We start from the raw sequence: 22,409 nt of genomic DNA on the forward strand, positions 1-22,409 counted from the left end.
CGCGCGGGCGGTCGTCACGCGAGCGCGTCGCGGCGGCGGTGAGGAATCGCCCTCGCCTCTGCCGGTCGGCCGAAATGTAAGTTTCACCCTCAATGCCTGCGATACCGAGGCGTACGCGTGTGTCATCGGTATTGACGTAGGACGTCATACGAGTTACGTTCCTGCGCGGATGGTGATCAACGGGACATTCAGGACGTATGCCGGCGGTCGCACCGGGTGACCCATTTCGACGTTGACCGCCGTGCAGCCATCCCTCTCCCCGTGCCGAAAGAAGGGAACACACGTGCGTTCGTCGCTCATGTCGCACAGGCGAACATCGGTCGCGGCATCCGCCGCCCTGCTGATCACGATGGGATCACTCATCGCTCCGGTCGCCGCGCAGGCCGAGGCGGCCAGAGCGGGCCACACGATCGTGGTCGCCCCCGCCGGAGCCGAGAACGCCGACGACAAGGGTCCGGGCAGTGCCGGCCGGCCGTTGGCGACCCTTGAGGAAGCACAGAGACGGGCGCGCGAGGCGGCGGCCGAGGGGAAGCGCGACGTCACAGTCGAACTCCTCGACGGCACCTACCGGCTGACCTCGCCGCTGCGGTTCGACGCCGTCGACTCCGGCCGCGCCGGGCACACCGTGACCTGGAAGGCCGCGCGTGGAGCCAAGCCCGTACTGAGCGGCGCCAAGCCCGTCACCGGCTGGGAACCCGACGATGCGGCCACGGGCGTCTACAAGGCCCAGGTCGGCCCCGGATTCGACAGCCGGCAGCTCTATGTCGACGGCGTTCTCGCACAGCGGGCGCGGACCAAGATCGCGCGCAGCGACATCACGCTCAACGCGACCGGTTTCACCGTCAACAACCCCGCCCTGGCCTACCTTGCCACGCTGCCCGACCAGAAGCGCGTCGAACTTCAGGCGATGCTGTCCTTCACCAACCGGTTCGCGCCGGTGCGGAGCATCTCGGGTTCCACGGTCGTCATGCAGCAGCCCGCGTGGGACAACAACACCTACGGCTACGACACCATCCAGTCGCCGCTCCGCACGCCGACGTTCTTCCTGCTGAACTCCAAGAGGTTCCTCGACGAGCCCGGCGAGTGGTACCTGGACACCACCGCCGGGACGCTGTACTACAAGCCGCTCCCCGGACAGGATCTCTCGCGGGCGCGCGTGGAGCTGCCGCGGCTGGAGTCGCTGCTCCAGGTGGGCGGCACCTACGACCAGCCGGCACGCGACCTGCGGTTCGAGGGCCTGACCTTCACCGGCACCACGTGGCTGCACCCGAGTTCGCCCGACGGGTACGCCAACCAGCAGACCGGCGTGTTCATCTCCGGTGTCCAGCCCGACCGTCCGGCCGACGCCTTCACCTCCTGCGCGTTCGGCTGCAAGGGATTCGAGGGCTCGCGCAACGGCTGGGCGCAGTCGTCCGCCGCGGTGCAGGTGTCGGCGGCGGAGGGCGTCCGGTTCACCGGTGCCACCTTCGTGAACCTCGGCTCGCTCGCGCTCGGCATCGGCAACGACGCCAACGCCCACGCCTCCGGCATCGGGCTCGGCGCGCACGACATCGCGGTCGAGGGCAGCACGTTCACCGCGAGCGCCGGCGGCGGCATCATGGTCGGCGGCGTACGGCCCGACGCCCACCACCCGTCCGACCCCCGCATGGTCAACAGCGACATCCGGCTCAGCGACAACCGCGTCTATGCGACCGCCCGCGAGTACCTGGACCAGGACGCGATCTTCGCCAGCTATGTCTCGCGTCTGACCATCGAGCACAACTACGTCTCCGACATGCCCTACACCGGCATCGGGCTCGGTTACGGCTGGGGCGCCAACGACCCCGGGGGCAGCCCCGAGTACCTCAACCGCGGCCTCTACGACTTCCAGCCGATCTACGACACGCCGACGACCTCGAGCGACGTCCGCGTCGTGGGCAACCACGTGCGCAACGTCGTCCAGACGATGTTCGACGCCGGCTGCATCTACACGCTCTCGGCGATGCCGCGCAGCACCATCGACGAGAACTTCTGCGAGAACAGCGGGCAGCTCGGGCTGTACTTCGACGAGGGTTCCCGGTACCTGAGCGCGAGCCACAACGTCTTCGTCAACACCGCCGCGCAGTGGGCGCACGCCAACAACCAGAACGGCAACCACACCGGCGACTTCACGGTCGTCGGCAACTACACGACCAACCCGGCCATCACCGGGATCGTCAACGGCAGCCGCGGGAATCTCACCCGCGACAACGTCACCATCTCCGCCGGCAACCCGCCGATCGAGGCCGGCCGGGTGATCTACAACGCCGGCCCTAGGGGCCCGTACCGCGGGTCCCCGGACCCGCAGCGGCCGCCGCTCGGCGCCTACCTCACGGTCGACCCGGCCAACGTGAGCGCCGGCGAGACCGCCACGCTCACCGCCACGGTGGCGAACGTGAGTGAGGGCCGCGCCGACAAGCTGAGCGCCTCGGTCGCCGTCCCCGAGGGCTGGCAGGCCGAATCGGTCGGCAAGCCGGCGAAGCGCGGGCTCGCTCCCGGAGCCTCGGTCACCGCGTCCTGGAAGATCACGGCGCCCGCGTCGTTCACGGCGCCGGTCAGCCGCGCGCCGGTCGCGGTGTCGGTGAGGTTCCGGGCCGGCAAGACCGACTACGAGCTGAAGCGGTCGGCGACGGTGACCGCGCTCAACCCGCTGACCTCCCTCAAGGGGCACGGCTCGGTGCCGAGCCGGTTCGCCGAGGCCGCGGGCGCGTACGCCATCCTGACCTCCGGGACCGACATCTGGCAGGACGGCGGCGGCTCCTTCGACGAGTACGGCGCCCTCTACCAGGACGACGCGGTCGCCGGAACCGCCACCGTGACCGCGCGGGTCACCCAGATGGATAACACCAACGCCTGGGCAAAGGCGGGTGTGGTGATCCGCAACGACCTCACCGCCGCCGCGTCGTCGCCCGGATACGCCGCCCTGGTCGTCACCCCCGGCAACGGGGTCGCCTTCCAGTGGGACGCCAACGGCAACGGGTACCTCGACTCCTTCGCCGGAGCCTCGGGGGTCAAGGCGCCGGCCTGGGTCCGTCTCGTCCGCGCCGCCGACGGGGTCAGCGGCTACTACTCCACCAACGGCGCCGACTGGACCAAGGTGGGGCCGACCGTCACCCTGCCCGGCATCGCCGAGACGCAGGACGCCGGACTGATCGCGACCTCGCACGCCGCCGGCGTGACGGGGCAGTTCGGCTTCAGCGACTTCAGCGTGACCCGGTAGGGACGACGCGGTGTGGGTGCGCCGGCACAGCGGCGCACCCACACCGTCGTCGGTCAGGGTGCCGCCGTCCTCACGGGCTGGTGCAGGTGAGGGTCGGCGTCGACGGGCTGCCGCCGCCGGTGAAGCCGAACGTCGTCGAAGCGGACGCCCCGAGTGAGCCGTTGTAGGAGGCGTTCTTCACCGTCACGGCGGAACCGCTGGTGCTCAGCGTGCCGCTCCAGAGCTGGGTGATGCTCTGCCCGCTCGCCAGGGTCCACTTGACGGTCCAGCCGTTGATCGCCGAGCTGCCGGCCGTCACCGTGACCTCGCCCTGGAAGCCGCCCGACCAGGAGTTGGTGGTGCGGTAGACCGCGCTGCAGGCGCCGCCGGGGGTCGGTGTGGGCGTGGGCGTCGGAGTGGGCGTGGGGGTCGGCGTGGGTGTGGGGGTGGGCGTGGGGGTGGGAGTCGGGGTCGGCGTGGGCGTGGGAGTGGGCGTCGGAGTGGGGCTCGGGCCGCCGGAGCCGGTGAACTGCCACCAGTTCACGTTGAACAGGGTGCCACTGCCGCCGGTGTACCTGAAGTACAGGTCGTGGGTTCCCGTCGCGCCGTTGACCGAGCAGGAGACGGTCGTCCAGGTCTGCCAGCCGCCGGTGCCCGGGACGGTGCACGTCCCCACCAGCGTGCCGCTGGTGCCGTCCAGGCGCAGCTCGATCTTGCCGCCGCTGGCGCCCGAGGCGACCCTGGCGTTGAAGGAGGTGGCGCCGGAGCCGAACGCGACGCCCTTGACCTTGATGTAGTCGCCGTTCTCGATCCAGCCGACGTTCATGCCGCCCTCGCCGGCGGCCTCGGTCTCCACGCCGGACTCCCAGGCGATCGTCTCGGCCTCCTGCCGGACGTAGGGATCGAGCGTGCCCACCTGGGGAGCGCCGGTCGTGGTCATGTTGATCGTGGGAATGGTGCCGTCGGATCGGTAGCTGAACTTCTCCACGGCGACCGAACGGGTGTAACCGCCGCCTCCCGGCAGCGCGCCGTTGTGGTAGAAGAAGTACGAATTGCCCTTGTAGTCGATGACGCCGGGGTGGTTGGTGAAGCTGCCGCCCTGCGTCGGCATGATCGTTCCCCGGTAGGTCCACGGGCCGGTCGGGCTGGTGGCCGTGGAGTAGGCGATGAACTCCGAGCAGCACTTGGCCGCGAACACGATGTAGTACAGGCCGTCGCGCTTGTAGACCCACGGCCCCTCTTCGAACAGGGTCGGCCGGTTGGCGTCCCCGCTGCGGCTGCCGAACCCGGCGGTGGTGAGCTGGATCTGCGACACGCCGCCCGAGTAGGAGATCATGTCGGTGTTCAGCTTCACATACGACAGGTGCGGGTTGCCCCAGTACAGGTAGGCCTGGCCGTTGTCGTCGATGAACACCGTGGGGTCGATCTCACCGTTCTCGACCAGCGGGCGGCTGATTGCGTCCTTGAACGGCCCGGTGGGACTGTCGGAGACCGCCACCCCGATCGCCATCCGGCCGGTCGACCGGTTGGTCGTCGGGACGTACCAGTAGAACTTGCCGTTGCGGTAAATCGTCTGCCCGGCCCACGCGTCCGACTTCGCCCAGCTGAAGGTGGCGACGCTGAGCGGCGAACCGTGGTCGGTCCAGTTGACCATGTCGGTGGTCGACCACACCCGCCAGTCCTTCATGGTGAAGTACGTCGAGCCGTCCTCGTCGTGCCCGGTGTACAAGTACAGCCGGCCGTTGTACTCCAGCGGAGCCGGGTCCGCGGTGTAGACGGTCTGGACGATGGGGTTGTCCGCCCGGGCCGCGGCGGCCGGGAGCAAGGTCATCATGCACAGCAGGGCCGCGAGCCAGGCGGCTGCGCGCCTGAACCCCGCTCTGGCGGGCTGTGGAATCGCTGGTCTCACGTTCACTCCTGAGGTGGTGAATTCTCCCTCTGCGCCCCGTCGTCCCGGGGAGCGGCCCTCTGGCGGGCGCCGGGCCCCGCACGTCTCCGAAGACGGGACCCGATGCCTGTTAGCGCTAACATCGCTGCCTCATGGTGCTCGTGCTCACGTGAGACGTCGGCGGCCCGCCTCGTCCGGCGATCACGATCGGCCCGGCGCCTGTTACCGCTAACACCAACCGCGTCGAGGCCGGGGTCGTGATTGGTGGTGTGCGGCGGAGCAAATACGACGCGGCCCGGCCCCGTCAAGGCGGTGCCGGGCCGCCGGGCGCTCCGCGCCCGCGTCTACCTGGGCCAAGCCGGCTTACCCGCCCGGCCTCGGCCGTGAATATTTCAGCGGTCCCGTCCGGGGCGCGAGCCACCCCGGACAGGACCGCCCCGGACGGGGCCGGAGGATGTCAGGCGCGGGCCCAGCGCTGGTTGGCGCCGCCGTTGCAGTCCCAGATGACGATCTTGGTGCCGTTGGCCGTGGCGTTGTCGGCCGCGGTCAGGCACTTGTTCGCGCCGACGGCGGTGATGGTGCCGTCGGAGTTGAACCGCCACTTCTGGTTGTTCTGCCCGTTGCAGTCCCAGATGATGACGCTGGTGCCGTTGGCCGTGCCCGCGCCGTTCACGTCCAGGCACTTGTTGCCGTAGACCCGCAGCTCACTGGCGCTCGTGGAGCTCCACTGCTGGTTGGTCTGACCGTTGCAGTCCCAGATGATGACGCCGGTGCCGTTCGCAGTGCCGGCGTTGTTGACGTCCAGGCACCGTCCCGACGCCGTGCCCTTGATCGAGCCGCCCGCCGGCAGGGTGGGCGTGGGGGTCGGGCTGGGCGGGGTGCCGCCGCCGGACACGATGTACATGGCGGCTCCGTGGGCGGGCACCGAGGCGCTGATCGTCCCTGCGGAGGAGCCGGTGGTGTGCGCCCACAGGTCGCGCACCGAGTAGGAGGAGCCGGAGCCGAGCCCGAGGGCGGTGGCGGTGGTGGAGACGGTCGCGGTGCTGGTGCCGCGGTTGAGCAGGACGGTCGCGACCGAGCCGTTGGACATGGGCTTGCGCCACACCTCCAGGTTCCCGTTGTCGCTGATCTTGGTGCCCTGCCTGCCGCCCCAGTCCTGGTTCACCGCGATGACCTCGGTGTTGGTCAGGGTCGTGCGGGTGTCGGAGCTCATCGAGCGGATGTCGTTGCCGGCGATGAGCGGGGCGTTCAGCAGCGCCCACAGGCTGAAGTGCGCCCGGCCCTCGGTGGCGGTCAGCGAGCCGACGCCGACCTCCAGCATGTCGGGGTCGTTCCAGCCGCCGGGCCCCGAGTAGGCGTCCAGGCCGACCTGCTGGTCCAGCAGACCGGTGATGGAGTTCCAGTTGGCCTGGATGTCGCCGGTGGTCCGCCAGGAGTTGCCCGTCGCCATTCCCCAGGTCCAGACGCTCTCCTGGCCCCAGTTGCACAGGCTGTACAGGATGGAGCGGCCGGTGGCGGCCAGCGCGTCACGCATGGCGGTGTAGCGCTGCTGGCCGTTCTTGCCCTGGTGGTCGCCGCAGTTGTCGTACTTCAGGTAGTCGATGCCCCACGAGGCCCACAGGTTGGCGTCGCGGCGCTCGTTGCCGAGGGCGGCGGGATACCCCGCGCACGTCGTGGTGCCGGCCGAGGAGTAGATGCCGAGCTTCAGCCCCTTGCCGTGCACGTAGTCGGCCAGGGCCTTGATGCCGCTGGGGAACTTCTGCGGATCGGCCACCAGGTCGCCGCTTCCGTTGCGGCTCTTGGTCGACCAGCAGTCGTCGATGTTGACGTACTGGTAGCCCGCCGCCGCCATGCCGCTGGACACCATGATGTCGGCGGTCTGCCGGATGAGCGTCTCGTTGACGTTGCAGCCGAAGCTGTTCCAGTCGTTCCACCCCATCTGCGGCGTACGGGCCAGCCCGTTCTCCAGGGCGGCGACCGGCGACGTCGCGCCGCCGACCGCGACCAGGGACCCGGCGGCCAGTGACGCCGCCAGCGCCCATTTCAGGATCCTGCGCATCTGATTCCTCCGTGATAAGCCGTGATCGTGGTCATTGCCGTTCTCGTCCCAGAGGCCCGCGCGATGGGGCGGCCGTCGTCACCACGGCCGGCGGGACGGCGCCCGCGCGCGGCGGCCGGTCGTCCCGGCGAGAGGCGGGGGAGGTGATGTTATCGATAACATTCACGGGGCGGGGCCGACCCCTCGCTGGTGGACGGGTGATGCGGCGGAGCAAATACGATGTGCTGAGCTGCCGTCAAGCGTCGGCCCGGGTGATCGCCGGCGCCGCGCGGGACTCCGGCCGCTCCTTGCTGGGCCGGATCACATCATCCGCGACCGCCTTGTGCTGAAAGTTTCATCGCGATGCTGCACCGATGCGCCACTTGTCCGAACTCGGGGGACGCGGAGGGGATCGCCGGAGCGCCTCACCTTGTGGCGGCTGTTATCGCTCGTGCCACGAGGTGAAGGGAACCCTTGCAAACATAATACGTATGGTCTTATATTTCGACCCGATGAACAGCACGTCAACATGACCGTCCAGACAGGGACACTCCTATGGTCGATAGCACAAAGGCGGGACGTACGCGCCGATGGATGGGCATCGCCGGTGCCGGGTCCATCGCCATCGCACTGACGGTGGCCGGCTGCGGAGGCGGCGGCGGCGCCTCCTCCGGGTCCAACGGGGCTCCGAAGGCCGCGCAAGATGACAAGGCCCCCATCACGGTGTGGGTGGACGCCGACCGGTCGAGCGCGGTGGACGCCTTCAAGAAGGCCAACCCCGACGCGAAGCTGAACGTGGTCACCTACGACGGCTCGGCGAACGGTTCCAACTCCTTCCGGACCAAGATCCAGCTGTTCGACCAGGCGGGCAGCGGCTGGCCGGACGTGGTCTTCTCGTCGCAGAACAACGACGCGGCGTGGGCGAGCCAGAAGACCAACGGCAAGCAGGCGTACGCGGCCGTGCTCAGTGACGGGCTGGTTCCGCAGAGCACGCTCGACAACTTCACCAAGGGCTCGCTGAACCCATGCACCGTCGAGGGCAAGGTCTACTGCCTCCGCAACGACCTCGCGCAGGTGGTGCTCTGGTACAACAAGAGCCTGTTCGACAAGTTCGGCTACTCCGTCCCCACGACGTGGGAGGAGTACCAGGCGATCGGTGAGAAGGTCGCCCAGGAGCACTCCGGCTACATCGTCGGGACCGTCGGAGACGCCTTCGCCCCAGAGATCTACATGTGGAGCGGCAAGTGCCAGGCGAACGGCGTCACCGGTCCCAAGGAGGTGACGGTCAGCACCGGCACCAATGAGTGCAAGCGGGTCGCCGCGATGCTCGACACGCTGGTCAAGAACGGCACCACCCCCAACATCAGCGTCTTCACCCCCGAGTTCGTGAAGAAGTACGCCGACAAGGTGCTCATGATGCCGGGCCCGGCCTGGTACGCGGGCGCCATCTTCAACAACCCGCAGTCCCTCAACGTCCCCAAGGGCCAGCTCGGCGTCGCCGCGCCGCTGGCGTGGAAGGGCGAGGAGGCCGTGACCGGCAACGTCGGCGGCGGCACCTGGTTCGTCAGCAGCCACTCCAAGAACCTCAAGGCGGCCGAGAAGTTCGTCGAGTTCGTCACGACGGCGGACGACTACCAGGTGAACCTCGCTCCCGGCTTCCCGGCCTACGCCCCGGCGGCGGACAAGTGGATCAAGAAGCAGGAGTCGAGCGGCTACTACGCCGGCGACCTGCAGGCGCTGGTCAAGGCCGGCTCGGAGATCTGGACCGGATGGGGTTCGGGGATCTTCAGCCAGGAGGCGATCTGGGCCAAGACGGTCACTCCCGCGATCGCCGGCGGCAAGAGCCTGGTCGACCTGCTTCCCGAATGGGAGACCGCCATCAAGAACCAAGCCCAGGTCAATGGTTACACGATCAAGTGAGATGACGACGGCGGGCGAAGCCGCCCCGCCGGTGGCGAACGCGCACAGGCGGCCGGCCGGCCGCGGTGACGGCGCAGAACGCAGCGCGATGAGCTACGCCTTCATCGCCCTGTACGCGATCCTCGCGGTCGCGTTCGGGATCCTGCCCGCGTTCTACGCCCTCTACCTCGCGTTCACCACCGGCGACGGCGGCTTCGCCGGCGTTGACAACTTCGTCAAGGTCGTCGGCGACTTCCGTTTCGGGCCGGCCGTCACGCACGTCGCGCTGTACCTGGTGATCTGGCTGGTCGCCCTGGTGGTGCTGGTCTCGTTCCTGGCCATCGTCGTGCACGCGGTGCGCGTGCGGTGGATGAGCCGGACGCTGCGCTTCATCTTCTACCTGCCGGGCGCCCTGGCGGGCGCCTCCAGCGTGCTGCTGTGGCTGTTCGTGCTCGACCCGACCGCGAGCCCGGTATCCGGGCTGCTCCACCTGCTGGGCTTCTCGAGCTTCGTGCAGACCATCGTGCCCGGCAACCTGCCTCCGGTCTTCGCCATCATCGCCTTCTGGACCGGCGCCGGCGGCTGGATCGTCATCATGTACGGCGCGCTGAACAACATCAGCCACGACGTGATCGAGGCGGCGCGCATCGACGGCGCGACCACCGTGCAGATCGCCTGGCGCGTCCAGCTGCCGCTGCTGCGCAAGTGGATCTCCTACATGGGCATCATGTCGCTCGCCGCCGGCACGCAGCTGTTCGTCGAGCCCCAGTTGCTCTCGCAGGCCAGCAACGCGGTGGTGCCCAACGACTACTCGCTCAACCAGCTCGCCTACCAGTACGCCTTCCAGCAGAACGACTTCAACGGAGCGGCGGCCATCTCGCTGCTGCTGCTGGTCATCGCCCTCGCGCTGTCGGCCGTCTTCGTGACGCGCGGCGGCCTGTTCGAGAGGGGCTGAGCCCATGACGACAGTGGACGCCGGCCGCCACGCCAAGAGCCGCAGCGGCCTGGGTGGCTGGAGCGGCCGCACGATCGTGGCGGTCGTGGTCGTGGTCTTCGTGCTCTTCTTCGCCATCCCGATCGTCTGGCTGCTGCTGGCGACGACGAAGTCGGCGCGCGGGCTCATCATCGGCAGTCCGTTCCTGCCCGGAAGTCTCGGCGACCTGGCCGCCAACTGGGACCAGCTGTTCGGCTTCCAGGACGGCGCGGTGACCGCCTGGGTGGGCAATTCGGCGCTGTACGCGCTCGGCGCGCTGGTCATCACGCTCATCGCCAGCATCCCGGCGGGCTACGCGATGGCCCTGACGGAGTTCCGCTTCCGGCGGCTGCTGCTGGTGCTGACGCTGATCGTGATGCTGATCCCGAACACCGCGCTGGTGCTGCCCATCTTCCTGGAGCTGAACGTGGTGGGGCTGATCGGCAGCCCGCTCTCGGTGATCCTGCCGATGTCGTTCTTCCCGTTCGGCGTCTATCTCACCTACATCTACTTCTCGACGAGCGTTCCGCGTGACCTGCTCGCGGCGGCCCGCCTCGACGGGTGCAGCGAGCTCCAGGTGTTCACGCGGGTCGCGCTGCCGCTGGCCGCGCCGATCATCGCGCTCGTCGCGTTCTTCAGCTTCGTGCAGAGCTGGAACAACTTCTTCCTGCCCTTCGTGATGCTGCCCTCGAGCGACGGTTACCCGATCCAGGTCGGGCTGACCTCCCTGCTCGCCTCGACCCCGGCGTTCAACCCCAGCTCCGCCGGGGCCCAGTCCGTGCAGTTGCCGACGCTCGCGCTCGCGACCGTCATCTCGGTGCTGCCCGTGCTGATCGTCTTTCTCTTCGCGCAGCGCTTCCTTGTCGCCGGCATGACGGCGGGCGGCACCAAGGAGTGAGCCGAAACCCTGCCAAAGGAGCAATGTGAAGGTCACCGGCTATCGCAGCCTGACAACAGAGCACGACTGGGGACGCCTGATCGGCGACGCCAACGGGGTCATGCCCGAGCCGCGTACCGAGGTGCACGTGCTGATCCTCGAGACCGACAGCGGTCTCGAGGGGGTCGGACTCGGTGCGCACGGCGACATCGACCGCGTCTTCGGCGCCGTCGAGGGCGAGGATCCCCGGGCCGTCTCGGCGCTTTATGACCGGATGCTGGCCCGGGTGTTCAAGACCGGCCACTCGGGCGCGACGTTCGGCGCCATCGGCGCGATCGACATGGCCCTCTGGGACCTGAAGGCCAAGGCGGCCGGGGAGCCGCTCTGGCGCACCCTCGGCGGCCTGGACCGGTTCGTCCCCGGCTACGCCTCCGGGCTGGACATCGCCCTCGACGACGACGCCCTGGTACGCCTGTACGAGCGCTTCGCCGACCGCGGGTTCAGCGCCGGCAAGCTCAAGGGCGGCCGCAACCTGGCGCACGACTTGCGCCGGCTGGAGGCGTTGCGGGACGTCCTCGGGCGCAACTCGGCGCATCCCGCCCTGATGTTCGACGCCAACGAGTCGTGGAACCGATCGCAGGCGGTCCGGTTCGTCACGGCGCTGGAGCGCACGGTCGACCTCACCTGGATCGAGGAGCCGGTGCGGCGCTGGGACGCGGCCGGGCTGGCCTCGGTCCGGCAGGGCATCCGCGCCGCCGTCGCGACCGGCGAGAACCTCACCGGCCTCGAGCAGTACCGGCCGCTGCTGGACGCCGACGCCGTCGACATCGTCCAGGTGGGCAACGTGTGGGGCATCACCCACTTCCTGCGCGTGGCCGCCGTGGCCCACAGCCTCGACCTGCCGGTGAGCCCGGTGGCCTACCACGGCAACCCCCTGGCGCACGCCGCCGTGGCGGTGCCCAACCACCTGACCTTCGAGGTCCAGGACCTCTCCTCGCCGGTCGGTCTCACGATCGACCAGGAGTTCGCGGACGGAGGGATCGTCCTCGGCGACGAGCCGGGCATCGGCATCCAGGTCGACGAGGAGCACATCAACGCCGTGCGCGCCGCCAACCCGCCGGCCGCCACCACCGGGCCGCATGTCCGTCCCAACCGGGCGGGCCTGCGCATCGTCCCCGACTCGCGTCAGGACGAGCCCATCGGCGCCCCCGCGGTGGAACGGGTGGGGTCGTGAGCGCCGGGCGCCGCGTCGAGCGTCACGCCCTGGTCGTCGGGGTCCGGCCGGAGCGCCGCGAGGAGTACCTGGAACTGCATCGCGACGTCTGGCCGCAGGTGGAGCAGACCCTGCGCGACGCGAACGTGACCAACTACTCCATCTTCATCGTCGGCGACACCCTGTTCGCCTACTACGAGTACGTCGGCGAGGATCACGCCGCCGACATGGCCCGCATCGCCGAGGACCCCGTGACACGCGAGTGGTGGACCCACACCGATCCGTGCCAGGTGCGCATCGTCGAGGAGCGCGATCCCGGCGCCCTGTGGCAGCCGCTCGACGAGATCTGGCATCTGCCGTGAGCCGTTCCCTCGACGCGCACGTCCATCTCTGGAACCGGCGGACCGACCCCCAGCCGTGGATCGACCCGGCGACGATGGCGGCGATCGACCGGGACTTCGCGCCCGGAGATCTGGAGCGGATGCTCGACTCGACGGGCATTCAGGCCGCCGTCGTCGTGCAGTCGAGCAACAGCGCCGCCGAGACGCGGCGGCTGCTGGCCCACCCGAGCCCGCGCATCGCCGGGGTGGTGGGCTGGATCGACCTGACGGGCGATGTCGCCGCGCAGGTGGACGCGCTGGACCCCGCCGCGCGGGGTCGGCTGGTCGGGATCCGCCACCTGGTGCACATCGATCCCGACACCGGCTGGCTGTCACGGCCCGAGGTGGCGACGGGGTTGAAGGGGCTGGCCGCGCGCGGCCTCGGCTTCGATCTGGTCGTGCGGTCGTGGCAACTGCCGTCGGCCGCGGCCGTCGTGTCCGCGCACCCTGAGGTCCGCTTCGTCGTCGACCACCTCGGCGGGATCGCCGAGACCGGCGACACCGCCGGCTGGGAGGCCGGCCTGCGCGAGCTCGCCGCCCGGCCCAACGCCTACGCGAAGATCTCCGGGATGGCCGGAATGCTGCGCATCGGCGATCGGGCGGGGCTGCGCCGCGTGGTCGGCGTGGCGCTGGAGGCCTTCGGTCCGGAGCGGCTGATGTACGGGTCCGACTGGCCCCTCGCCGAGCTCGGGGCCGGTGCCGTCGCCTGGCGGGGCGCCGTGGAGGAACTGATCGGCGAGCTGACCGTGCCGGAAAGGCAGGCGATCTGGTCGGGCACCGCGTCGGCGTTCTACCGGCTCGGCGCCTGACGGCGGGGGGCACGGATCGGCTGGACCGGGGCCGCCGGGGCGTGCCCGTGATCGGCCCCGGCGGACCGCCGCTTCGGTGACCTCACCCACCTCGTGAGCGGCGGTGCGGCGTCCCTGGCGGGGCGTCAGGTGATCGGGACGGCCGTGGCCGGAGTCATCGCTGTACGCGCACGAGTGCGCCCGGTGCTATCGCTGCACGGGCACGAGTGCGCCCGGTGCTATCGCTGCACGGGCACGAGTGCGCCCGGTGCTATCGCTGCAGGCGCACGGGTGCGCTTCGACCGGTACGGCGGACCAGCCACGCCTCGGTGATGTGCGTGAACATCGCCTCGGCGGCGCCCGCGGGGTCCCTGGCCGCGATGCGCTCGTAGATGCGCCGGTGGCCCTGGTTGGAGGCCACGCACAACGCGGGCTCGGTGCGGCCCATGTAGCGGGCGGTGTTGATGGCCTGCTTCTCCAGGGAGCGGACCACACCCCGGGCGATGCGGTTGCCGGATCTCTGCATGATCGTGTCGTGGAAGGCGCGGTCGTGGTCGGCGTAGGTGAGCGGATCCTCCACCAGTTCGTCCATGCGGTCGACCAGAGCGCGCAGCCGCTCGACGGTCTCCTCGTCCGCCAGGCGCGCGGCGACGTTGGCCATGTCGGACTCCAGCAGGCGCCGGGTGACGACGAGGTCGTCGAGGATGGCCAGGGACTCGTCTTCGGCGATGGTGACCCCGAGGACGAGCTCGTCGAGCATGTCCCAGTTCGTCGGCGGAGTGACGAGGGTGCCGAAGCCCTGACGGACCTGCACCAGGCCCTTCTCCTGGAGGATCTTCACCGCTTCGCGGATGACGGTCCTGCTGACCGAGAAGGTCTCGCACAGGTCGGCCTCGCGGGGCAGCGCCACGCCGGGAGGGTGCACTCCGCGTACGATGCGTTCGACCAGCTCGGCGGTGACCGCCTTGGCGAGGTTGGCCGGTCGTCGCGCCCACGCCGGGGGAGTGGTAGCACTCACCTCTGCATGCTGTGATGCCGTCATGTCCCCTCCGGATGGCGCGCCGCAGACGGCGTCACGACTTGACCCCCACTGTACTCCACCGTAAAGACATTACACATCATACGGGTGATGTTTGGCGAGCCCCCTGTCCGATGTCGCTCCGGTCAGCCTCGGTCATGATCGCCGCAGGTGCGCCGTGACGAAGAGCCCGGCAGGCGGCGGTCGCGCGCGTTGGAGCGGAGCCGGCCGGGCCGCCTCCATGAAGCTTTCATGCCCCCGCGGGCCCGCATCCCTACGGAGAGGTGAACGGGCCCGGCGGCTTGGCCTGCGTGTCTACCGGGCGTGCCGCCGGCGCCTGGCCCACGGCTCCGCTCTGGCGCGGCGGGCGCGGCTGCGGACACCCTATTGACGGCTTACGTCATACGAATTACCTTCCGCAGCAGAGGGCCGGGATCACCGGCCGCTCTGGGGAAAGTGAGCGGCGATGGGCGGCGAGCGCCGTGGCCGGCGGTGCCGGTCGCGGAGCGGCCGCGCGCCTCCCGGCACCGCTTGACGAAGACCTGCGCCGAACCCGCTGGACCGGCTTCGGTAGGGCGTTCCGCCTTCCGCACCCCCACCCCTATCAGGAGGTCCCATGTTGCAATTGTCGAAATCCGTGGTGCGGAGGTTGGTGTCGGCCGGGGTCGCCGCGCTGGGACTGACCGCCGCGGCCGCGCTGGTGGCGCCCGTCCTTCCCGTCTCGGCGGCCACCACGACGCTCTACGCCTCCCCTTCCGGCACCGGCACCGACTGCACCGCCGCCCAGCCCTGCTCGTTGACCGGCGCGCAGACGGCGGTGCGGTCGCGCGTCGGCGGGATGTCCGGTGACATCGTCGTGGAGCTGGCCGACGGGGTGTACCGGCAGTCCGCGCCGTTACGGCTGACCGCCGCCGACTCCGGCGCCAACGGATACCAGGTGGTGTGGCGGGCGGCCGCGTCGGCGCACCCGGTGATCAGCGGCGCCCGGGCGGTCACCGGCTGGTCGATCGCCGACTCGGGCAAGAACATCTGGCGGGCCAGTGTCGGGACCGGGATCGACGCCCGGCAGCTCTACGTCAACGGCGCCCTCGCCACCCGCGCGCGCACCCAGGTCAACCGGGGCGACTTCACCGCCGGCAGCACGGGCATGAGGTTCAGTAACTCCGCCTTGAGCTACCTGAACAACCTCGCCAACCAGAACCGGGTCGAGATGGAGAGCATCGGCTCCTTCACCGACCGGTACGTGCCGGTGCAGAGCATCAGCGGCGGCATGATCACGATGCAGCAGCCCGCCTGGAACAACAACAACTTCGGCTACGACGTCTTCGCCAGCCCGCACCGGGCGGGGCCGCTGTACCTGGAGAACGCCTACGAGTTCCTCGACTCGGCGGGCGAGTGGTACATCAACCCCGGGACCGGCGTCCTGTACTACATCCCGGCCTCTGGGCAGAACATGAGCAACCTCAGCGTCGAGCTGCCGGTGCTGCAGTCCCTGGTCGACGTCGGGGGCACCTACGACGCGCCGGCGCACCACATCACCTTCAGCGGCATCACCTTCACCGGGACGAGCTGGCTCGGCCCGAGCAGCAACCAGGGATTCGTGGACCAGCAGACCGGCTCCTACATCGCCGGCAACTGGAACTGGCCGAGCTTCGGCTCCTGCAACGAGGGCTGCCAGCAGTTCGAGGCCGCCCGGCCGAACTGGTTCCAGATGCCCGCCGCCGTCCAGGTCTCCGCGGCCAACAACATCACCTTCACCGACTCCCAGTTCACCAACCTCGGCCAGACCGCCATCGGCATCGGCAACGACGCCAACGCCCACGCCAGCGGCGTCGGCCTCGGCGCGAGCAACATCACGGTCACCCGGTCGGAGATCGCCCGTAACTCGGCGGGCGGCATCGTGATCGGCGGCGTGCGCGCCGACGCCCACCACCCGAGCGACCAGCGCATGGTGAACCGGAACATCACCGTCAGCAACAACCGCATCCACGACCTCGGCCTGGACTACCGCGGCATCGTCTCGGTGCTGCCCACCTATGTCAGCACCGCCCTGATCTCGCACAACGAGGTCTACAACCTGCCCTACACCGGCATGTCGATCGGGTACGGCTGGGGCGCCAACGAGCCGGGCGGCAACACCTCCTACACCAACCGCGGTCTGTACAACTATCAGCCGCGCTACACCACGGCGACCACCGCCTCCAACAACCAGCTCGTCGGCAACTACGTGCACGACGTGATGCAGCAGATGACCGACGGCGGGTGCATCTACACGCTCTCGTGGAACCCGAGCGCGGTGATCAGCGACAACTACTGCCTGCGGACCAACGGCTTCTTCGGCGTGTACTTCGACGAGGGCTCCAAGTACTACACCGTCCGCAACAACGTGTTCTCCTCCATCGGCACCTGGGCGACCGCCAACTACTGGGGCGGGGAGAACATGGGCAACTTCACCGTCACCGGCAACTGGACGAGCAACAGCAGCACCAACATCACCAACGGCGACCGCGGCAACGTCGTCAACAACAACGTCACCGTCTCCAACGGCAACTGGCCGTCGGGCGCCCAGTCCGTCATGGCGTCGGCCGGACCCCAGAGCGGCACCCCCTCTCCCTCGCCGTCACCGAGCCCGGGCACGGGGACCGCGATCAGGGGCACCGGGTCGGGCAGGTGCCTGGACGTGCCCAACTCCAGCCAGACCAACGGCACCCAGGTCGACATCTGGGACTGCAGCGGGCAGGCCAACCAGAAATGGACCTCCACCAGCGCCGGTGAGCTGCGCGTCTACGGCAGCAAGTGCCTGGACGTGAACGGCGCGGGGACCGCTGACGGCACAGCGGTCATCATCTGGGACTGCAACGGCCAGAACAACCAGAAGTGGACCTTCAACAGCAACGGCAGCGTCACCGCCGTCGGCTCCGGCAAGTGCCTGGACGTGTCGAACAACGGCACCGCCAACGGCAGCAAGATCCACATCTGGACCTGCCACGGCGGGACCAACCAGCAGTGGACCCGCAGCTGAGCCTCTACGGCTGAGACGCGGCGACCCCGCCGAGGCGATCTGCCTCGGCGGGGCTTGCCGGTCCGTGGCGGAGCGCTCTCTCAACCGCCTGGACGTCGCTCGCCCGCGCCGTCCACCGCCGTGGACCCCGAGCGCTGATCATAACAATTCAACATACGTCATACATCCGACGTCTCATCTGTACTCCCGGAGGACAGGCGCCGGTCAGATCGGAAGCAGCGGAAGCAGGGCGTTGAGGCGGCCGGAGGCGAAGCCGGACAGGTCGAGCGAGCAGAAGGTGAAGCCGGCGTCGCGGACGGCGGCGTCGATGCGGGCGCGGACCTCGGCCGCGCGGGGGATCTCCTCGCCCGGGACCTCGACGCGGGCCAGCGTGCCCTGGGCGTGGGCGCGGACGCGGCAGACGGGGAACCCCAGGTCGCGCAGGGCGGCCTCGGCGGTCTCGATCTTGCGCAGGATCTCCGGGGTCACCGGATCGCCGTAGCTCACCCGCGAGGCCAGGCAGGGCGCGGCGGGCTTGTCCGCCGTGACCAGGCCCAGCTCGTGGCTGAGGGCGCGGACGTCGGCCTTGGTCAGCCCCGCGTCGACCAGCGGGGTGACGGCGCCGCGCTCGGCCGCCGCGCGCTGACCGGGCCGGTGATCGCCGAGGTCGTCGAGGTTGGTGCCGAGCGCCATGCGGGCGCCCATCGCGGCCGCCAGCGGGGCGAGCGCGTCGAACAGCGCCGACTTACAGTGGTAACAGCGGTCGCGGCCGTTGGCCGCGTACTCGGGCCGCTCGGCCTCGTCGGTGCAGACCTCCAGGTGCGCCAGGCCGTGGCGCCGGGCGAACGCGCGGGCGGCCGACCGTTCGGCGGCGGCCAGGCTGGGGGAGACCGCGGTGACCGCGAGCGCCCGCGCGCCGAGCACGCGGGCGGCGGCGAAGGCGAGCAACGCGGAGTCCGCGCCGCCCGAGTAGGCGACGACCAGAGCGGTCTCGGCGCTCAGCCGGTCGTTCAGCCGGCGCAGGAGGTCATCCATCTGTGATCCAAACATCCGATCAATGTGACGTGAATAATGGTGCCATACGAGGTCGTCGGCGATCTGGACGATCCACTCGGGGTGTGAGGCTTTACCGCGACCCGATGAATCTGCCAGGCTCGCCATAATTCGTACCATCCCTGAACCAAGCGGAAGAAGGCAGTTCGTGAAGCTGTTGCGAGTGGGCCCGGCGGGCGGAGAACGTCCCTGCGTGCTCGCGCCCGACGGCCGCGTCCTGGACCTGTCGTCGATCACACCGGACATCGACGGCGGGTTCCTGGCCGGGGGCGGCGTCGAGCGGGTGCGCTCGGCCCTTTCCGAGGGCGGCCTGCCCGAGGCCGGGCCGTACGAGCGCGTGGGCGCCCCCGTGGCCAGGCCCGGGAAGGTCGTCTGCATCGGCCTGAACTACTCCGACCACGCCGAGGAGACCGGGGCGGCCGTCCCGGCGGAGCCGGTGGTGTTCATGAAGGCGTCCAACACGATCGTCGGCCCCGACGACGAGGTCCTGGTGCCGCGCGGCAGCGTCAAGACCGACTACGAGGTCGAGCTGGCCGTGATCATCGGCCGCACGGCCCGTTATCTGTCCTCGCCCGAGGAGGCGGCGGAGGTGATCGCCGGATACGCCGTCGCCAACGACGTCTCCGAGCGCGAGTTCCAGATCGAGCGCGGCGGCCAGTGGGACAAGGGCAAGTCGTGCGAGACGTTCAACCCGCTCGGCCCGTGGCTGGTCACGGCGGACGAGGTCGGCGATCCGCAGGCGCTCGGCCTGCGGCTGTGGGTGAACGGCGAGCCGCGCCAGAACGGCGACACCAAGAACCAGATCTTCGGCGTGCACCACGTGGTCTGGTATCTCAGCCAGTTCATGGTGCTGGAGCCGGGCGACGTGATCAACACCGGCACCCCGGCGGGAGTGGCGATGGGCATGGGCCCGGAGGCGTACCTGCGCGAGGGCGACGTGGTGGAGCTGGAGATCGACGGCCTGGGCCGCCAGCGTCAGCGGATGGGGCAGGCGTGAGCGGCGGCCGAGCGCTTCCCGGGCGCACCGGCCCGCGCGCGTGCGAACCGGCGCGGGAGGGACGATGAGCGGGGGCGAGCCGCGGGGCGAGTTCGACGGGCTGGTGGCCGTGGTGACCGGCGGCGCCTCCGGCATCGGGCAGGCCGTCGCGGAGGAGCTGTCCGCGCGGGGCGCGCAGGTCGCGGTCCTGGACCTCAGGGACACCGAGTTCGTCTGCGACGTCACCGACGACGCCGCCGTCCGCCGGGCGGTCACGGCGGTCGCCGAGCGGTACGGCCGCATCGACGTGCTGGTGAACAACGCGGGCATCGGCGCGCAGGGCACGGTCGCCGACAACGACGACGCTGAGTGGCTGCGGGTGTTCGACCTCAACGTCGTGGGCATGGTTCGCGTCACGCGCGCGGCCCTGCCGTACCTGCGCCGGTCCCCGCACGCGGCGGTCGTCAACACCTGCTCGATCGCGGCCACGGCCGGACTGCCCCAGCGGGCGCTGTACTCGGCGTCCAAGGGCGCGGTGCTCGCGCTCACCCGCGCGATGGCGGCCGACCACATCCGCGAGGGCATCCGCGTCAACTGCGTCAATCCCGGCACCGTGGACACCCCCTGGATCGGCCGGCTGCTGGACGCCGCCCCCGACCCGCAGGCCGAACGGGCCGCGCTGGCCGCCCGGCAGCCGCACGGCCGCCTGGTCGGCGCGCAGGAGGTCGCCGCCGCGGTCGCCTACCTGGCGAGCCCCGCCTCCGGCTCGACCGTCGGCATCGAACTGGCCGTCGACGGCGGCATGGCCGGCCTGCGGCTACGGCCGACGGGGTCATGAGAGCCGGCCTCGGGGCGTACGGGCTCGGCACCGCACCGCTCGCCGGCCTGTTCGCCCCGGTGGAGGAGGCGCAGGCGGAGCGGACGCTGGCCGCGGCGTGGGAGTCGGGGATCCGCTACTTCGACACCGCGCCGCACTACGGGAGCGGGCTGGCCGAAGAGCGCCTCGGGCGTTTCCTGCGGGGACTGCCCGAAGGCGCCGGCGAGGCGGTCGTGTCCACGAAGGTCGGCCGGGTGCTGGTTCCCGGCGACGGCGAGGAGGACGGCTTCCCCGGCCGGACCGGGTATGTGCGGATGCGTGACTACAGCCGCGACGGCGTCCTGCGCTCGCTGGAGGACAGCCTGCGGCGCACCGGGCTCGACCGGTTCGACCTGGTGTTCATCCACGACCCGGACGACCACTGGGAGCAGGCCGCGGGCGAGGCGTACCCGGCGCTGGCCGAGCTGCGCGACCAGGGCGTGATCGGCGCCATCGGGGCCGGGATGAACCAGGCCGAGATGCTGACCCGGTTCGTCCGGGAGACCGGCGTCGACGCGGTCCTGGTGGCCGGCCGCTACACGCTGCTCGACCGGTCGGCGGCGGCGGAACTGCTGCCCGAGTGCGAGCGTCGCGGCGTCGCGGTCATCGCGGGCGGGGTCTTCAACAGCGGTGTGCTCGCCGGGGGCGCCACCTACGACTACGACGCCGCTCCACCCGAGGTCCTCGCACGGGCCGGCGAGCTGGAGCGGATCTGCGCGTCGCACGGGGTGCCGTTGCCGGCGGCGGCGCTGCGGTTCCCGCACCGGCATCCGGCCGTGACCACGGTGCTGATCGGCGCGCGCAGCCCGGAGGAGATCACGCAGGACGTGAGGCTGACCGAGACGGACCTGCCGGACGCGCTGTGGAAGGAGCTGGACCATGCGGGTTGACCTGGCCTACGGCACCGGCGGGCTCGCCGTGGACCTGCCGGCCGAGCGCACCACGGTGATCACCCCGGTGGACAGGGCCGCCGCCGGTGACGAGACGGCGGAACTGCGGCGCGCCCTGCGCGAGCCGGTCGCCGGTCCGCCGTTGCGTGAACGGGTGAGTCGCGGGCAGACCGTCGCGATCTCGGCGTGCGACGGCACCCGGCCGCAGCCCCGCCATCTGATGATCCCGGCGATCCTGGCCGAGCTGGACGGCGTCGTCGACCTGGGTGACGTGGTGATCCTGGTCGCCACCGGCACCCACCGGGGCAACACCGACACCGAGCTGCGGGCGATGTTCGGCGATCAGGTGGTGGACGCGGTGCGGATCGTCAACCACGACGCGCGCGACGCCTCGTCGCTGCGCTGGATGGGCCGCTTCGGCAAGGACGTGCCCGTCTGGCTCAACCGTGAGTGGGCCGACGCGGACGTGCGGATCACCACCGGCTTCGTGGAGCCGCACTTCTTCGCCGGCTTCTCCGGCGGTCCCAAGCTGGTCGCGCCCGGGCTCGCCGCGCTGGAGACGGTGCTGACGCTGCACGACGCGGCCCGCATCGGCGACCCGCGCGCCACCTGGGGGGTCATCGAGGGCAACCCCGTCCACGACGACGTCCGCGCGATAGCCGCCGGGACCGGGGTCACCTTCGCCCTGGACGTCGTGCTCAACCGCGAGCAGAAGATCGTGCGGGCGTTCGGCGGCGACCTGGCGCCGATGCACGCCGCCGCCACGGCCGCCGCCCGCGCCGCGGCGATGCGGCCGGTCGCCGAGCCCTTCGAGGTGGTGGTGACGACCAACGCGGGCTTCCCGCTCGACCAGAACCTCTACCAGGCGGTGAAGGGCATGAGCGCCGCCGCCCAGGTCGTCCGGCCCGGGGGGACGATCATCTGCGCCGCCGAGTGCCGGGACGGGTTCCCCGACCACGGCTCCTACCGGGAGGTGCTCACCTCGGCCGCCTCGCCGGAGGCGCTGTTCCAGGAGATCTCGCGCCGCACGGTGACCGTTCCCGACCAGTGGCAGGTGCAGATCCAGGCCCGCATCCAGCGCGCCGCCCGCGTGATCATGCACACCTCGCACCTGAGCGACGCCGATCTGGCCACGGCCCACCTGGAGCAGACCGACGACATCGCCGCCACCGTAGAATCGCTGCCGGGCCGGGTGTGCGTCCTGCCGGAGGGGCCGATGACCATCCCGTACCTGGCCGAGGAGGTGTAGTGCTCCGCCGTCCGCCGATCCGCCCGTCGATCCGCCCGTCGATCCGCCCGCCGATCCGGTCGCCGCGGCCGGGGGCCCGCGCCGCCCGGCCGT

At 70.3% G+C, this 22,409-nt stretch carries 16 protein-coding genes; 12 read left to right on the top strand and 4 right to left on the bottom strand.

All coding sequences use genetic code 11. The annotated features are described in order from the left end of the window. Positions 1 to 349: 349 nt before the first annotated feature. Entirely contained in the window at positions 350 to 3,238 is a 2,889-nt protein-coding gene (locus ACWEN6_RS10365) for an NEW3 domain-containing protein (RefSeq protein WP_452569928.1), read from the top strand. A gap of 70 nt (positions 3,239 to 3,308) precedes the next feature. Here ACWEN6_RS10365 and ACWEN6_RS10370 read toward each other — a convergent pair whose 3' ends face one another. Together ACWEN6_RS10370 and ACWEN6_RS10375 are read right to left on the bottom strand one after the other, a co-directional pair. Then, positions 3,309 to 5,126 carry a family 43 glycosylhydrolase gene (locus ACWEN6_RS10370; RefSeq protein WP_452569929.1) on the bottom strand — a complete coding sequence of 606 codons (1,818 nt, stop codon included), beginning with the start codon at positions 5,124 to 5,126 and terminating at the stop codon, positions 3,309 to 3,311. A gap of 436 nt (positions 5,127 to 5,562) precedes the next feature. Further along, positions 5,563 to 7,164, bottom strand: a complete 1,602-nt coding sequence (locus ACWEN6_RS10375) for a lectin (protein ID WP_452569930.1) — start codon at positions 7,162 to 7,164, stop codon at positions 5,563 to 5,565. A gap of 534 nt (positions 7,165 to 7,698) precedes the next feature. Here ACWEN6_RS10375 and ACWEN6_RS10380 point away from each other — a divergent pair. Genes ACWEN6_RS10380 through ACWEN6_RS10405 form a run of 6 tightly spaced genes read left to right on the top strand, consistent with a single transcriptional unit; the run spans position 7,699 to position 13,294 of the window. Further along, entirely contained in the window at positions 7,699 to 9,063 is a 1,365-nt protein-coding gene (locus ACWEN6_RS10380) for an ABC transporter substrate-binding protein (RefSeq protein ID WP_354926792.1), read from the top strand. A 1-nt stretch (position 9,064) separates the two neighbouring features. After that, positions 9,065 to 9,997 carry a carbohydrate ABC transporter permease gene (locus tag ACWEN6_RS10385; protein WP_452569931.1) on the top strand — a complete coding sequence of 311 codons (933 nt, stop codon included), beginning with the start codon at positions 9,065 to 9,067 and terminating at the stop codon, positions 9,995 to 9,997. Positions 9,998 to 10,001: 4 nt separating this feature from the next. Next, positions 10,002 to 10,913, top strand: coding sequence for a carbohydrate ABC transporter permease (locus ACWEN6_RS10390; RefSeq protein WP_452569932.1), 912 nt, complete (start codon positions 10,002 to 10,004; stop codon positions 10,911 to 10,913). Positions 10,914 to 10,938: 25 nt separating this feature from the next. Next, positions 10,939 to 12,126: a mandelate racemase/muconate lactonizing enzyme family protein gene (locus ACWEN6_RS10395; RefSeq protein WP_452569933.1), complete on the top strand. Its 1,188-nt coding sequence runs from the start codon at positions 10,939 to 10,941 to the stop codon at positions 12,124 to 12,126. After that, on the top strand, positions 12,123 to 12,467 hold the full coding sequence (locus ACWEN6_RS10400; RefSeq protein ID WP_452569934.1) for an L-rhamnose mutarotase: 345 nt from the start codon (positions 12,123 to 12,125) through the stop codon (positions 12,465 to 12,467). Before ACWEN6_RS10395 ends, ACWEN6_RS10400 begins: the two co-directional genes overlap by 4 nt. Next, complete coding sequence (locus tag ACWEN6_RS10405) at positions 12,464 to 13,294, top strand: amidohydrolase family protein (RefSeq protein WP_452569935.1); 831 nt, start codon at positions 12,464 to 12,466, stop codon at positions 13,292 to 13,294. Before ACWEN6_RS10400 ends, ACWEN6_RS10405 begins: the two co-directional genes overlap by 4 nt. 250 nt (positions 13,295 to 13,544) lie before the next feature. Here ACWEN6_RS10405 and ACWEN6_RS10410 read toward each other — a convergent pair whose 3' ends face one another. Next, complete coding sequence (locus ACWEN6_RS10410) at positions 13,545 to 14,291, bottom strand: FadR/GntR family transcriptional regulator (protein WP_452569936.1); 747 nt, start codon at positions 14,289 to 14,291, stop codon at positions 13,545 to 13,547. A 616-nt stretch (positions 14,292 to 14,907) separates the two neighbouring features. On the opposite strand from ACWEN6_RS10410, the gene ACWEN6_RS10415 reads away from it, so the two are divergent. Continuing rightward, a complete protein-coding gene (locus ACWEN6_RS10415; protein WP_452569937.1) occupies positions 14,908 to 17,313 on the top strand; it encodes a ricin-type beta-trefoil lectin domain protein in 2,406 nt (801 codons plus the stop codon). Between the two features lie 204 nt (positions 17,314 to 17,517). On the opposite strand, the gene larE is transcribed toward ACWEN6_RS10415, so the two are convergent. After that, positions 17,518 to 18,327, bottom strand: a complete 810-nt coding sequence (gene larE, locus ACWEN6_RS10420) for an ATP-dependent sacrificial sulfur transferase LarE (RefSeq protein ID WP_452569938.1) — start codon at positions 18,325 to 18,327, stop codon at positions 17,518 to 17,520. A 166-nt stretch (positions 18,328 to 18,493) separates the two neighbouring features. On the opposite strand from larE, the gene ACWEN6_RS10425 reads away from it, so the two are divergent. The 4 genes from ACWEN6_RS10425 to larA all read left to right on the top strand — a co-directional run bounded on the left by ACWEN6_RS10425 (position 18,494) and on the right by larA (position 22,316). After that, on the top strand, positions 18,494 to 19,342 hold the full coding sequence (locus ACWEN6_RS10425; RefSeq protein ID WP_354835853.1) for a fumarylacetoacetate hydrolase family protein: 849 nt from the start codon (positions 18,494 to 18,496) through the stop codon (positions 19,340 to 19,342). Positions 19,343 to 19,406: 64 nt separating this feature from the next. After that, positions 19,407 to 20,159, top strand: a complete 753-nt coding sequence (locus tag ACWEN6_RS10430; protein WP_354835851.1) for an SDR family NAD(P)-dependent oxidoreductase — start codon at positions 19,407 to 19,409, stop codon at positions 20,157 to 20,159. After that, on the top strand, positions 20,156 to 21,067 hold the full coding sequence (locus ACWEN6_RS10435; RefSeq protein WP_452569939.1) for an aldo/keto reductase: 912 nt from the start codon (positions 20,156 to 20,158) through the stop codon (positions 21,065 to 21,067). Before ACWEN6_RS10430 ends, ACWEN6_RS10435 begins: the two co-directional genes overlap by 4 nt. Next, entirely contained in the window at positions 21,057 to 22,316 is a 1,260-nt protein-coding gene (gene larA, locus ACWEN6_RS10440; protein ID WP_452569940.1) for a nickel-dependent lactate racemase, read from the top strand. Before ACWEN6_RS10435 ends, larA begins: the two co-directional genes overlap by 11 nt. Positions 22,317 to 22,409: the final 93 nt, after the last annotated feature.

The sequence above is a fragment of the Sphaerisporangium sp. NPDC004334 genome, from assembly GCF_053602655.1.